This is a genomic window from Agromyces arachidis (assembly GCF_052805135.1).
Map to the genome: position 1 here is coordinate 23,886 of NZ_JBRBDK010000008.1, position 13,791 is coordinate 37,676.

11 protein-coding genes and 1 tRNA gene are annotated in these 13,791 nt (G+C 73.9%); 5 read left to right on the forward strand and 7 right to left on the reverse strand.

Translation table 11 applies throughout. The annotated features are described in order from the left end of the window. Nucleotides 1-43 precede the first annotated feature (43 nt). Nucleotides 44-1,279 carry a beta-ketoacyl-[acyl-carrier-protein] synthase family protein gene (locus ACUY4T_RS11395; protein ID WP_446019055.1) on the forward strand — a complete coding sequence of 412 codons (1,236 nt, stop codon included), beginning with the start codon at nt 44-46 and terminating at the stop codon, nt 1,277-1,279. Nucleotides 1,280-1,430: 151 nt separating this feature from the next. Here ACUY4T_RS11395 and ACUY4T_RS11400 read toward each other — a convergent pair whose 3' ends face one another. Next, entirely contained in the window at nt 1,431-1,952 is a 522-nt protein-coding gene (locus ACUY4T_RS11400; RefSeq protein ID WP_446019056.1) for a DUF3145 domain-containing protein, read from the reverse strand. A 193-nt stretch (nt 1,953-2,145) separates the two neighbouring features. Here ACUY4T_RS11400 and ACUY4T_RS11405 point away from each other — a divergent pair, with 193 nt between their 5' ends. Continuing rightward, on the forward strand, nt 2,146-2,778 hold the full coding sequence (locus ACUY4T_RS11405) for a PadR family transcriptional regulator (RefSeq protein ID WP_446019057.1): 633 nt from the start codon (nt 2,146-2,148) through the stop codon (nt 2,776-2,778). Here the strand turns inward: ACUY4T_RS11405 and ACUY4T_RS11410 are convergent. Further along, nucleotides 2,760-4,514, reverse strand: a complete 1,755-nt coding sequence (locus tag ACUY4T_RS11410; RefSeq protein ID WP_446019185.1) for a bifunctional 3'-5' exonuclease/DNA polymerase — start codon at nt 4,512-4,514, stop codon at nt 2,760-2,762. The two genes, ACUY4T_RS11405 and ACUY4T_RS11410, sit on opposite strands and share 19 nt — an antisense overlap. Nucleotides 4,515-4,635: 121 nt before the next feature. On the opposite strand from ACUY4T_RS11410, the gene ACUY4T_RS11415 reads away from it, so the two are divergent. The 3 genes from ACUY4T_RS11415 to ACUY4T_RS11425 all read left to right on the forward strand — a co-directional run bounded on the left by ACUY4T_RS11415 (nt 4,636) and on the right by ACUY4T_RS11425 (nt 7,559). Further along, nucleotides 4,636-5,415, forward strand: a complete 780-nt coding sequence (locus ACUY4T_RS11415; protein ID WP_446019058.1) for a putative endonuclease domain-containing protein — start codon at nt 4,636-4,638, stop codon at nt 5,413-5,415. Between the two features lie 91 nt (nt 5,416-5,506). Next, entirely contained in the window at nt 5,507-5,983 is a 477-nt protein-coding gene (locus ACUY4T_RS11420; RefSeq protein WP_446019059.1) for an NfeD family protein, read from the forward strand. Nucleotides 5,984-6,089: 106 nt separating this feature from the next. Next, entirely contained in the window at nt 6,090-7,559 is a 1,470-nt protein-coding gene (locus ACUY4T_RS11425; RefSeq protein WP_446019060.1) for a flotillin family protein, read from the forward strand. Between the two features lie 63 nt (nt 7,560-7,622). Here ACUY4T_RS11425 and ACUY4T_RS11430 read toward each other — a convergent pair whose 3' ends face one another. From ACUY4T_RS11430 to ACUY4T_RS11450, 5 genes are all read right to left on the reverse strand, one after another. Beyond that, complete coding sequence (locus ACUY4T_RS11430; RefSeq protein ID WP_446019061.1) at nt 7,623-8,588, reverse strand: NAD-dependent epimerase/dehydratase family protein; 966 nt, start codon at nt 8,586-8,588, stop codon at nt 7,623-7,625. Continuing rightward, a complete protein-coding gene (locus ACUY4T_RS11435; RefSeq protein WP_446019062.1) occupies nt 8,585-11,206 on the reverse strand; it encodes an alpha/beta fold hydrolase in 2,622 nt (873 codons plus the stop codon). Before ACUY4T_RS11435 ends, ACUY4T_RS11430 begins: the two co-directional genes overlap by 4 nt. Before the next feature lie 2 nt (nt 11,207-11,208). Beyond that, a complete protein-coding gene (locus ACUY4T_RS11440; protein ID WP_446019063.1) occupies nt 11,209-12,243 on the reverse strand; it encodes a 3-oxoacyl-ACP synthase III in 1,035 nt (344 codons plus the stop codon). A gap of 98 nt (nt 12,244-12,341) precedes the next feature. After that, nucleotides 12,342-12,415: transfer RNA gene (locus ACUY4T_RS11445), tRNA-Ile, on the reverse strand. A gap of 10 nt (nt 12,416-12,425) precedes the next feature. Then, on the reverse strand, nt 12,426-13,670 hold the full coding sequence (locus ACUY4T_RS11450) for a glycosyltransferase (RefSeq protein ID WP_446019064.1): 1,245 nt from the start codon (nt 13,668-13,670) through the stop codon (nt 12,426-12,428). Between the last annotated feature and the right edge of the window lie 121 nt (nt 13,671-13,791).

Genomic DNA, 13,791 nt, shown 5'->3' on the forward strand with positions numbered 1-13,791 from the left:
ACCCCGGCCCGCCCCGTCCCTTCCCCACCGGAGTTGCTCTCGTATGACCAAGAAGATCGTGATCACCGGCGTCGGCGCGACCACGCCGATCGGCGGGACCGCTCGCGAAAGCTGGAACGCCCTGCTCGAGGGCGAGTCCGGCGCGCGCACCCTCGAGGCCGAATGGGTCGAGAAGTACGACCTGCCCGTCAAGTTCGCGGCGACCGCCAAGGTGCCCGCGTCGGAGTCCCTGGAACGGCATGAGCTGAAGCGCCTCGACCCGTCGAGCCAGTTCGCGCTGATCGCCGGCCGTGAGGCATGGGCGGACGCGGGCGCGCCCGAGGTCGAGCCCGAGCGGCTCGCGGTCGCCTGGGCCACGGGCATCGGCGGCGTCTGGACCCTGCTCGACGCCTGGGACACCCTGCGCGAACGGGGCACGCGGCGCGTGCTGCCGATGACCGTCCCGATGCTCATGCCGAACGGCCCGGGCGCCGCGGTCGGCATGGACCTCCATGCCCGAGCCGGGATCCGCACCGTCGTCTCGGCGTGCGCGTCGAGCACGGAGTCGCTCGTGAACGCCTGGGAGCAGCTCCAGGACGGCGTGGCCGACGTGGTTGTCGCCGGTGGCTCCGAGTCGGCCATCCACCCCATCACCATCGCCTCGTTCAACTCGATGCAGGCCCTGTCGCGCCGCAACGACGACCCCGCCATCGCCTCTCGGCCGTACGACATCGGCCGCGACGGCTTCGTCATGGGCGAGGGAGGCGCGGCCCTCGTGCTCGAGACCGAGGAGCACGCGAAGGCCCGCGGCGCGAAGATCTACGCCGAGCTGCTCGGCGGTGCCATCACGAGCGACGCGTACCACATCACCGCTCCCGACCCCGAGGGATCGGCGGCGGCGCGCGCGATGAAGTCCGCGATCGAGGGGGCCGGCGCGAGCCTGGCCGATGTGCGCCACGTCAACGCGCACGCGACCAGCACGCCGGTGGGCGACATCGCCGAGTACAACGCCCTGCGCCGGATCTTCGGCGACCACCTCGACGAGATCGCGGTCACCGCGACCAAGGCGTCCACCGGCCACCTGCTGGGCGGCGCCGGTGCGATCGAGGCGATCTTCACGGTGCTGGCGCTCCACGAGCGCATGATCCCCCCGACGATCAACCTCGACGAACAGGATCCGGAGATCCCGCTCGACGTGGTCACCTCGCCGCGCCCGCTGGGCGACGGCGACGTGATCGCCATCAGCAACTCGTTCGGCTTCGGCGGCCACAACGCCGTCGCGGCCTTCCGTTCCGCCTGATCGTCCGAGGCGGATGCCACCGGCATCCGCCGGGCGAAGGCTCCGGCACCGTTCGGTGCCGGGGCCTTCTGCGTCGCCGCCGTCGGTTTCGTTCTCGCGCTGCCGGGACCAGGTCGACCGGCCAACGCGTCCCGCCACCGCGGCGGCGGCGTCACCCGACGCGGTGCAACCAGACCACGGGGGCGAAGTCGCTGGCGTGGCGGAACGGTTCGAGCTCGTCGTCCCACGCCTGGCCGAGCGCGAGCCGGAGCTCGCGGTGCAGCTCGCCCGCGTCGAAGGCCGCGATCTCCATGGCGTACCGGATCCGGTCCTCGGGGACTACCACGTTGCCGGCGGAGTCGGTCTGGGCGTAGAAGACGCCCAGCTCGGGGGTGTGCATCCACCGCGAGCCGTCGTTGCCCGGTCCCGGGTCCTCGCTCACCTCGAAGCGCAGCTGGTCCCATCCTCGGAGCGCCGACGCGATCCGGGCGCCCGAACCCGGCTCTCCCGTCCAGGAGTACTCGGTCCGCATGGTCCCGGGCAGCACGGGCTGGTCGGCCCAGTCGAAATTGACGGGACTGCCGAGCGCTCTGCCGACCGCCCATTCGACATGCGGGTTCAGCGCCCGCGTCGACGAGTGCACGAACAGCATGCCGCGCGCGGCGCGCGCGGCCCGCGTGAACTGCTCCGCCATCTCCTGCTCCGTTTCCTCGTGAGGTGCGTCTTCCCCTACGACCTCTGGAACGGCGGGCCCGGCGTGAGCGGGTTGTTCGATTGGCGACGATGACTCGTCAGTTCGAGTATGACGCTCGGGCGCGCGCATCACAAGCCTCTGTCCTAAACTGCATACCGGGTGAGTCGAATCACCCCCGGGCGAAGGAGACCACGTGGCCGTACGCGACGCGCTGCTCGTGCTGCTGACCAGCGGACCGGCCTACGGGTTCCAACTGCACGGAGGGCTCGCCGAGCGCACCGGCCGCCGACGCGACGTCAACGTCGGCCAGACCTACTCGACCCTCGACCGCCTCACCGCTCGCGGCCTCGTCGAACCGGCGGGCGAGACCGACGACGGGCTGCCCCTGCACCGCATCACCGGCAGCGGGCGCCGGGCCGCGACGGAGTGGCTGGAGGGCCGGGACGCCGCGGGCGCCGACCCGCTCCACGAGACCGTCGACCGCGTGCTGATCGCCCTCTCGATGCCGGGCGTCGACGCCTCGTCGGTCATCGCGTCCGAGCGCGAGCGCTGGGGGCGACGGCGGGCCGCGGCATCCGCTCGGCCGACCCCCGACGAGACCTCGGAGGGCGACGCCCGTGGCCGCCTCGCCGCGCTGGCCGTGTCGGCCGAACTCGCCTCGGCCGAGTCGATCCTGCGCTGGCTCGACGAGGTGTCGCAGGCGGATGCCGCAGCGCTGGCGTTTCCGCCCAGTGCCGACCGGCCGCGTCGCGGCCGTCGTCCCGCGAGGCGGTCGCCCGCCGCTCCCCCGGGGCGCGCAGGCTCGACTCAGTCGATGGACGCGTAGCTCGCGGTCACGACGAGGTCGAGGGGGAACTCGACCGGGGCGTCGCCGAACAGCAGCCGTCCGGCCTCGGCCGCGGATTCGCGGACCGCGGCGGCCACGGCCTCGGCGACCTCGGCCGGGGCGTGCACGATCACCTCGTCGTGCAGGAAGTACACCAGGTGCGGCATCCGCTCGAACACCGGGCCCGATCCCGGCGCGGCACGTGCCCCGGACGGCACCGGCAGGGCCGCGAGCCGGGTGCGCAGCCCCGCCAGCCAGCAGAGCGCCCACTCGGCGGCCGTGCCCTGGACGACGAAGTTGCGGGTGAAGCGACCCCAGTCGCGCGCCGCGGAACGCGCGCGGCGCTCGTCCGCCGGGGTCGCGTCGACGGCGTTCGCCCGCGCCTGGGCCTCGTGCCAGGTCGCCGGGGGCAGTGGCGACGACCTGCCGAGCAGCGTGGTCACGCGCCGTCCGGCCTCGCCGTCGCGGGCCGCCCCGTCGACGAGGGCCATCGCCTGCGGGTAGGCCCGGGCCAAGCGCGGCACGAGCCGGCCGCTGTCCCCCGTGGTCGCACCGTACATCGCGCCGAGCACCGCCACCTTCGCCTCGTCGCGCGTGGCGACCACGCCGTCGTCCACGATCGCCCGATACAGGTCGCGTCCTCGGCCGGCCGCCGCCATCGCCGGGTCGCGCGCGAGGGCCGCGAGCACACGCGGCTCGAGCTGCGAGGCGTCGGCCACCACGAGCGACCAGCCCTCATCGGCCGTCACGGCGCCGCGCACGACCTTGGGCAGTTGCAGCGCCCCGCCGCCCGCGGTGGCCCAGCGGCCCGTCGCCGTGCCCCCGGCGACGTAGTCCGCCCTGAACCGTCCGCCCGACACCCATTCGTCGAGCCACGACCAGCCGTTCGCGGAGAGCAGCCGCGCGCGGCGCTTGTAGTCCAGCAGCGGCGCGATGGCCGGATGGCGATGCTCGCGCAGTTCCCACCGCGCGGTCGAATCGACGACGATTCCGGCCGCGCGCAAGGCGCGCAGCAGGTCGACGTGGGAGTCGAGGTTGAGCGTCGGCGCCTCGAGCGCGTCGCGGACCAGGGCGGCCGACTCCTCCAGGCGCCGCGGCTTGCGGCCGGCGGCAGGACGCGCGCCGAGTGCCTGTTCGAGCACGCGCTCGTGCTCCGCCCGATCCCACGGCAGCCCGGCGGCGTGGAGCTCGGCGGCGATCAGCGCGCCGGCCGACTCCGCGGCCAGCAGCAGTCGGAGCGCGCCCGGCCGCTCGGCCGCGCCGGCCAGCGCGAGCTGGCGATCGTGCTCGTCGGCGAGGTCGCGGATCGACGGTCGGTGCGCCGCCTCGGCGTCGTCGGTACCGGCGTGGTCGTCGTCGAGCTCGAAGAGCGCAGTTCCCCTGCTCGACGGCGCGATCGACGCCGGCTCGTGGTACGTCGGGTCGGCCGCCTCCGCCGGGCCGGCGGGGAGCCATCCGGGACGGGACGGCAGGTCATCCCGTGCCCGCCCGACGAGCGTCGACCACTCGAGGATCGCACCGCACAGGCGCAGGTCGTGGCATCGCGCCACGCGCACCCCGGCCGCGAGCAGTCCGGGCGCCCACGACCGGGTGTCGGTCCAGACCCATCTCGGCGCGTGCTCCGCTTCGAGGCGCGCGACGAGGGCCGGCAGCTCGCCTCGATCGACCTCCTGCGCCTCGCCGCGATCGGGGTCGCCGACCACCACGCGCCCCGCGCCCGTGGCCGCGATCGCCATCCGCACCCGACGATCATCCCCCGAACCGGAGACACGCGCGCGCAGGCCGACGGTGCCGCGCTCACGGTCCGGATGTCGGCGGCGTCCGCCACCATGTCGACATGAGGGACGGGAGCACGGCATGGTGGCGGTGATCTTCGGCTGCGGCCATGGCGCCGAGGCGGGAGCTCCGGGTGTCGTGGCGCTCCGGCGCACCTGCCCGGTGTGCATGCTGCTGCACGAGACGCAGCGGACGCGCAGCGAACTGCTCGGCCGGGTCGCCGCCCCGCACCGCCGCGCCCTCGCCGCCGAGACGCGGGTCGGGGCCGAGTACGAGTGGCGCTGCCGGCGCGGTCACGATCGCTTCCGCGCGCCCGTGATCGACGTGCTGACCGGGCCGGGGTGCCCGAAGTGCGGCGCGAACGCCGCCTCGCCCGGCGCGGCGCGCGAGGCCGGCATGCCGTTCATGAAGCACGGGCTCAGGGTCGGCACCTCGATGACCGAGCAGCGGCTGCGCGTCCTGCTCGACGAACGCATCCGGCTCCACCACCGGGCGAACGCCGTGCGGACGGCTCGGATGTTCTACGGGCGGCAGGAGGTCTGGCCCGACATCCTCGTCGCCGAGCTCCGCATCGCGATCGAGTACGACGACCCCGGGCGGTCCGGCCGCGCGCACCGCGGCCTCAAGCAGGGAACCGACCTCGAGAAGGACGCGGCGCTCCGCGAGGTCGGCTGGGAGGTCATCCGCATCCGCGGCGGCGGCCTCGGACCGATGGGGCCGTACAGCGTGGTCTGCCGATCGGTGACCGCCGCGGTCGCCGACGAGGTCGTGCGGCTGATGCGCGACATCCGCGGCGATGCGGCCGTCGACGCGATCCGCAGACCACCTCTGGTGCCCGACGCCGCGGCGCCGCTAGGGTGATCCCGACCCCGCCAGCCCTACCGCCCCGCATCCGCAGCGCCGCCGCCACTGGATCGCGCTCGCCCTCGCGGCGCCCCCGAGAGAGGCCCCCGTGCTGCTTCCGTTCCTGATCGTGGGAGGCCTCGGCCTCGCCCTGCTCGTCATCTCGCTCCTGGTCGGCGACGTCCTGGACCACTTCGACGTCGGCGACGGGATGGTCTCGGGCACGGCCCTCGCTGTGGCGTTCACGGTCTTCGGCGCCGCCGGTGCGATCACGGCGAGCGGCGGGCTCGACCTCGTGTGGGCCTACGTGCTGGCAGTCGCGCTGGGCGCCCTCGCCTACGTCGCCGCCGCGCTCGCCGTGCGCTCCCTCGCGAGGAGCTCCGACGGCGTTCCGACCTCCGCCGTCGGCCTCACCGGCGTCGCGACCGCCGAGATCGGAACGGCGGCCGGGGAGGTACGCCTCGACGGCCCCGGCGAGGTCGAGCGCCGTCTCGCGTTCGCCGATGCGCCCATCCCCGAGGGCGCCCGGGTCCGAGTCGTGGCCCACGCCGGCAGCCGCGTCAAGGTCGTCGCCGAGCTCGCCTGATCGCCGCGACCCGCGAACCGCTCCCCGACCCCTGCTCGACCCCCTGCTCACCCCCCTCCTCGACCCCCCTGCTCGACTCCCGCTCGACCGAATCGGAAGGACCCCCGTGACCGACCCCTCCCCCGAACTCGTCCAGATCGGCGCGATCGTCGCGATCGTCATCGCCGTGGCCGGCCTCCTGACCTTCATCGCACGTCGCATTCGTCGCGTCCCGCCGAACGAGGCGCTCATCATCGTCGGGCGGGGCGCGGGTCGCACGCCGGACAGCGGCGTCGGCCAGCGCGTGGTGATCGGCGGCCGCACCTTCGTCTGGCCGATCCTGCAGCAGGGATTCGCGATCTCCCTCGAGCAGCGGCAGATCGGGATCACGGTCGAAGGCGTCGACAAGCACCGGATCAAGATCGCCATCAAGGCCTCGATCAACTTCAAGGTCAGCGGCACGGAGGACGGCGTCCGGCGCGCGGCGCAGCGCTTCCTCTCGCAGCAGGACCTGCTGACCGAGATCATCAAGGAGTCGCTCGAGGGTTCCCTGCGCTCCATCGTCGGCGACATGACGATCGAGCAGATCATCTCCGACCGCAAGTCGCTCTCCGACCGCGTGGTCGCCGAGACCAAGACCGACCTCGCCGAGCAGGGCCTCCAGGTCGACCTGCTGAACATCAGCGACATCTCCACGCCGGGCAGCGACTACCTCGCGAACCTCGGCCGCGCCGAGGCCGCGCGCGCACGCCAGGTGGCCGAGGTCAGCGAGGCCGAGGCGGCCCGGGTGAGCGAGTTCGCGCGCATCGAGGCCGCCGAGCAGGTCGCCGAGCGCCAGAAGGCGCTCAGCCTCAAGCAGGCCGCGATCAAGGCCGAGACCGACCGGGCCAACGCCGAGGCGGAGGCGTCCGGCATGCTCGCGAAGGCCGAGCAGGACAAGCTCGTCGCCGTCCAGGAGCGCGACGCGCTCTCCGAGCAGGCGCTGGTCACCCAGGAGCGCCTCGATATCGAGATCCGCAAGCCGGCCGAGGCCGAGGCGTACGCCGAGGTGCAGCGAGCGACCGCCCAGCGCGACGCCGCGAACTCGTCCACCGAGGCCGACGCGTACAAGCGCACGAAGATCGCCGAGGCGAACAAGGTCGCCGCGGTCCAGGACGCCGAGGCCGCCGCCACGAGCGTGCGGTTCGCGGGCGAGGCGGAGCGCGACCGCCAGGTCGCGCTCGCCGCGGGCGTTCGCGCCGAGGGCGAGGCGCGCGCCGCCGCGATCCAGGCCGAGGGCGTGGCCGAGGCCGCCGCGACCGACGCCAAGGCCGAGGCGCTCAAGAAGTACGGGGAGGCCGCCCTCGCGCAGGAGATCATCTCGCGCCTCCCGGAGATCGTGCGCGCCGCGGCCGAGCCGATCTCGAACATCGACACGCTCACGGTGGTGTCCACGGACGGCGCCAGCGCCATGACGAAGAGCGTCGGCCAGGTGCTCGGCGAGGGCACGGAGGTGGTGAAGTCGCTCACCGGACTGGACGTGGGCGCGATCCTCGCCGGTCTCGCGGGCGGCGCCATCGTCAACGGTGCCGGCGCGGGTGCCGCGTCGCGCGACTGACCGGACCCGGGTACCGGGGCGGCGTCGTCGCGGCGTCGTCCCGGTCCCCGCGGCCGGCCGGGTTCAGCGACCGTGCTCCGACAGCCGTGCGAGGCCCTCGTCGATCGTGACCGTCGGCGACCAGTCGAGATCGCGTCGGACCCGGCGCTGGTCGAACCAGTGGGCGGTCGAGAGCTGCTCGGCGAGGAATCGGGTCATCGGCGGCTCGTCGCGCCCCGGCCGCACCCGCCACACGGCTTCCACCATGCCGCCGGCCGCGCGCGCGAGCCGTGCCGGTACCCGCCGGGCCGGCGCGGGGGCGCCGGAGGCGAGGCAGATGCCGGAGAGCAGCTCGGCGACCGGTCGGGGCTCGCCGTTCGTCACCACGTACGCGCGACCGTGCACCCGCTCGGCGCGGTCGAGCGCGGCGACGATGGCCGACACCGCGTTGTCGACGTAGGTCGTGTCGATGAGGGCCGCGCCGGTGCCGATCACCGGAAGCCGGCGGCGCCTGGCGCGCTCGACGATGCGGCCGACGAGCTGGGGGTCGCCGGGCCCCCAGACGAGGTGCGGACGCACCGCGACGACCGCGAAGCCGGGCGAATCGGCGGCCAGGGCGAGCAGTTCGCCCTCGGCCTTGGTGCGCGCGTACTCACCCCGCGCGCGCGACGGATCGGCCGGTCCCGCGCCGTCGCCGACGAGCGACGCGCCGGCGTGAGCCACCGACGGCGACGAGACGTGCACCAACCGTCGCACGCCGGCCGCGCGCGCTTCGAGGAGGAGCGTGCGCGTACCGCCGACGTTGACCGCCGCGAACTCCGCGGGGCTGCCCGCCAGCGACACCTTCGCCGCGAGGTGCACCACCGCCTCGACGCCCTCGAGCGCCGACCGCACGCGCGCGGCATCCGTCACATCGCCCAGCATGTCGACCGCGCCGTCCACCCCCGACGGCCGTCGCTGCAGGGTTCGCACGTCGTACCCGCGACCCAGCAACGCTCGCGCCACCGCTCCGCCGAGGTATCCGCTCGCCCCGGTCACCAGGAGCGTCACGGTCGTCGCGCCCGTTCGCCGCGCAGCACCGCATCCGCCCAGTGCGCGAGCGCGGTGCGGTCGATCTTCGAGTTGTGACGGATGTCGGTCGGCAGGGCCGGGATCGTCAGCACCGCGGCCAGCGGGCGACCGGCCGACGCGCGCACCGCAGCGGCGAGGGCCGCCTCGGCCAGGCCCGCCCTCCTCCCGCCCTCGACCACCGCGACGAGCGCCTGGGTCCCGGTCGGGCCGACGCCGACCAGCGCGGCCCGCCGTCCCCCGGTCGCCGCCTCGATCCGCTGCTCGATCCCGACCGGGGTGACGACGCCGTCCGCCGTGACCACCACATGGTGCAGGCGTCCCTCCACCCAGAGCCGACCCTCGGCGTCGAGGTGACCGACGTCTCCGGTGCTGTGCCTGCGCGCATACGGGACGGCGTGGGCCTTCGCGACGCGGTCGACCGCCCACAGCCGGTCGTAGCCGTCGCGCAGGTGGCGGGCCGCCACGACGATCTCGCCGGTCTGGCCCGGACGTGTCGTGAGCTCGCCCGTCGGGCGTCCGGCCTCGTCGAGCGGGCTGATCCGCAGCTCGACGCCGTCGACCGGCCGGCCCACGCACACGCCGCCCGAGGTCGAGCCGTCGCCCGCGGCACGGATGCCGTCGAGCGTGACGTCGGTCATGAGCAGCCCCTCGGTCATGCCGTACGGCGTGTGCAGCGTCGCGCTGGGCATGAGCGCCTCGACGCGTTCGAGGAGGTGCACCGGCACCGGTGCGCCCGCGGAGAGCACGGTGCGGATGCGGCCCAGTGCCGCCCGTTGAGCTCCGTCGAGCCGTTCGGCCGTCGCGGCCACGTTCGCGAGGGCGGCGGGCGACAGGAACAGCACGGCCGCATCGGCCGCGATCGCCGCGTCGGCGACCGCGGCCGCCGTGAGCGTGCGCGGAGTGGTGACGTCGCCGACCGGGATCACCGAGCGCGCACCGAGCGCTGGGCCGAGCAGCGCGAACGGCGCGAACCCGGCGACGATCCCGGTGTGCTCGCCGAGGTCGAAGTGCCGCGCGAGCGCATCGCGCAGGGCGGCGAGCTGCGCGTGCGTGTAGCGCACCCCCTTGGCGGGCCCGGTCGAGCCGGACGTGAACAGGACGGCGGCGGCATCCGTGGGCGCCGGTGTCGGAAGCGGCCCGGCAGCGGCGTCGGCTCGACCGAGGCGGATCAGGTCGCCGAGCGACTGCTCGACCCGGAGCGCGCGGGCGAGCGCGGGCGACAGCGTCGCCACGGAGATGCGTCGGCCCGGCCAGCCGAGCGCTCGCGCGGCGGCCAGGCCGGGCAGCGCACCGACGAGCACGTCGGGATGGGCGCCGCGGATGGCTCGACCCAGGCCGGGCAGACCGAGCCCCGCGTCGGCGACGACCACGACGGCGCCGATCCGAACCGCGGCGTAGAGCACCGCGGTCAGGTCCGCCGACGGCGGCACGAGGAGGCTGATGCGATCGCCCGGGCGCACCCCGGCGGCCAGGAATCCGCGCGCGAGCTCGTCGACGCGACGCGCGAGCAGCGACCACGGGACGATCCTCGGGCCGTCGTCGGCGCCTGCGGCCATGTCGATGAGCGCCGGGGCGTGGCGGTGCGAAACGCGTTCGATCGCCGCCCAGATGGGCTCGCTCGGCTCGACCACCGGCGGATCGGCCGCGTCGGCGCGGGGCCGGACGATCGCCTCGTCGAGCCAGTCGGCGATGATCGGCGCATGGTCGAGCTCCTCGGCGATGAGGTGTCCGGCGCCCTCGGCCCGGTGCACGTCCGCGTGCGGCATCCGCCCGAGCAGGTCGCGCAGGTGGCGCTCGCCGAACACGGGGTCCTTCGGACCCCAGAGCACGAGCGCGGGCACGTCGAGGCGACCGACTGCGGCGGCGATCCGGTCGAGCTCGGCTCGGCTGGGGTGGTTCGCGCCGGCGGGGATGTCGGCCACGAAGTCGCGGATGCCGCGGCGCGAGTCCGCCGAGCCGTACGGCGCCCGGAAGGCGGCGCGGACCTCGGGCGCGAGCGGTGGCCGCGCGAGCGACAGCGTCGTCTCGAGGAAGGCGGGCGTGCGACGGGTCGCCGGGTCGAGCACGCCCGGCGCGAGCGCCGCCCGCAAGGGTGCCGGAATCGGCCGGTCGTCGGGTTGGTGCACGGCGGTGTTGAGCAGCACGACCCCGGCGAGGAGGTCGGGGTGGTCGACGGCCCAGCCGAGGCTCACGGGGCCGCCCCAGTCGTGGCCCACCGTCACGACCGGCCCGGTGAGCCCGAGTGCGTCGGTCAGTGCACCGAGGTCGGCGACGCGGTCGGCGAGTCGCCGCGCCCGTCCGGTCCGCTCGGAGTACCCCATCTCGAGCTGGTCGACGGCGACGACCCGCCAGGCGGCGCGTTCGGGGTCCGCCGCCGCGGCATCCGTGGCGTGGGCGAGGACGCGACGCCAGATGAAGGCCCACGTCGGGTTGCCGTGCACGCAGAGCAGCGTGCCGACCGGGGTCGCCCCGGCGGCGTCGAGCGCGGCCGCGTTGTCGAGCAGGTGCCAGTCGGCCCCGGCGGCGCGCACGATGCGCGAATGTCCGTCCGGCAGGCCGGGCAGGCCGCGCGGCGGCAACGTGGCGGCGACCCGCATCGCTACCAGGCCATCTCGAGCATCGAGGTGTTGAGCCCCGAACCGACCCCCATGAGCAGCACGCGGTCGCCGCGCCGGAGCGAGGGGGCCTCGTGCGCGAGGGTGATCGGGATCGAGGCGGGGCCGATGTTGCCGAGCGTGGGGTACGTCAGCGGGATGCGGGACCGGTCGAGCTTGGCCGCCTTGACGATCGCGTCGGTGTGGACGTCGGACACCTGGTGCATGATGTACCGGTCCATCTGGGCCCAGTTCCAGTGCTTCCGCGCCTCGCGCCACGCGGCCGTGACGAGTTCCATCCCGCCCTTGAGCAGTGCCCGGGCGTCGGTGAACATGCCGTCGACGCTGCCCACGCAGAGCGCATTGAACTGCGTGGCGGCGCGGGTGATGCCGCCGAGGATCGGGTGCCCCTCGGGATGCCGATCGGTCCGGCCGATCACCGTGGCGGCCGCGCCGGAGCCGAGCGTCAGGCTGGCGAACTCGCTCATGAACTGGGCCCGACCGATCCCCTCGCGCTGCAGGCGGTCGATCGTGTTGCGCTGCACCTGATCGGCATCCTCGCCGTCGACGACGACCGCGTAGTCGACCTGGCCCGCGTCGACCATGCTCGCCGCGAGGCTCATGCCGTTCACGAAGCCGAGGCACGCGTTCGTGATGTCGAAGTTGATCGCGGACGACGGCAGCCCGAGCCCGTGGTGGATGCGCACGGCGACCGACGGTTCGAGGTGCGGGCGGGTGATCGACGTGTTGATGAGCAGGCCCACCTGGTCGGGCCGCACGCCGGCGGAGTCGAGCGCCCGTCGGCCCGCGTCGATCGCCGCCGAGTCGAACGTCATGCCGTCCTCCCAGTTGCGGCGCTCGCGCACGCCGGCCACCCGCTCGAGCAGCCCGCTCGGCAACGAGAGCCGATCGAGCACCGGCCGCAGGTGCCGTTCGATCTCCTCGGAGGTCGTGATGCGCTGCGCGATCGTGGTCGCGACGGCGAGCATCGAGACGTTGCGGTGCCGGGTGGTCGCGTTCCCGGGAGCGTGGGCGGCCATGAACACACAGTAGTCATGCGCACCGGAGCGGGTGCTGGGCATTGACAGCGGATGCCGAGCGTGTCGGGGCTCGCGACCATCCGACGGGATCGGATCCGTAGGGCGGACGGGACTTGAACCCGTGACCGATGGATTATGAGTCCACTGCTCTGACCGGCTGAGCTACCGCCCCGTGCGCCGGGTCACTCGGGGAGTGCGGCCGGCGCGACGTCGGTGACCGGGTCGGTCACCGGCTTCCCACGATACAGATGCTCGAAGGTCGTGATGGTGCGCTGGATGTCGTGTGCCGCGATGAGTCGCAGCGACTCCTCCTTCATGCGGCGGTACTCGGCCGGTGCGGCCTCGAGCACGAGCCGCAGCTTGGCCGCGAGGTCCGCCGCGCTGCCCGGCTCGAAGAGGTAGCCGTTCTCGCCGTCGTGCACGAGGTGCGGCAGCGCCATCGCGTTCGCGGCGACCACGGGCAGCGCCGAGGCCATCGCCTCCATCGTGACGATGCTCTGCAGCTCGGCGATCGACGGCATGGCCAGCACGGAGGCCCGGTGGTAGGCCTCGCGGAGCTCCTCGTCGGTGACGTATCCGGTGAAGGTCACGCGATCGGCGATGCCGAGCTCGTCGGCAAGGTGCTCGAGGTTGCGCTTCTGGTCGCCGCCGCCGACGATCTCGACCTTCACGTCGAGTTCGCCCGGCAGGAGCGTGACCGCGTTCAGCAGCACGTCGATGTGCTTCTCGTGCGTGACGCGACCGACGAAGATGATGCGGTTCTCCGTGCGCGGCTCCCAGTTCGGGAAGTACTTGTGGGCGTCGATGCCGCAGGAGATCGCGTGCACTCCGCGCAGGCCCGTGGCCCGCTCGAGGAAGTCGGCGGCACGCCGGGTCGGGGTGGTGACGGACTCGGCGCGGCTGAAGCTGCGTCGGGCGGCCTTCCAGGCGAGGCCGACGGCCCACTCCTGCCATGCCTTCGGGATGAGCGAGAACTCGAGCATGTTCTCGGGCATCATGTGGTTCGTGCCGACGATGCGGATGCCGCGCTTCTGCGCCTCGACGGACAGCCCGCGGCCGACGATGATGTGCGACTGGAAGTGCACCACGTCGGGCTGGACGGCGTCGATCACGCGGGCGCTGTTCTGCTTGATCCGCCACGGCAGCGCGAAGCGGAGCCAGTCGTGCGGGTACCAGCGCCAGCTGTAGAGGCGGTGCGCGGTCATCTCCTGGCCTTCGTGGACCTCCTTCCACGAGCCGTGCTTGCGGCTCGCGGCCGGTGCCATGACGTGCACGTCGTGCCCGCGTTCGACGAGCCCGGCGGCGAGCCGTTCGGCGAATCGCGCGGCGCCGTTGACGTCGGGCGCGAAGGTGTCGGCGCCGATCAGGATGCGGAGCGGACGCTCCGCGTCGTCGGTCGCGGCGGACGCGCTCGGTGTGTCGGACACGGGGGGTGTACCTCGCAGTTCGTGGGCGGTGGAGTACCCGACGTCGGGATCGATGCGCGATCGCCGGGCCTGACCGGCTCGAGGGCCGGTGACGTCATCCGACGATAGTCTACGAGACCCG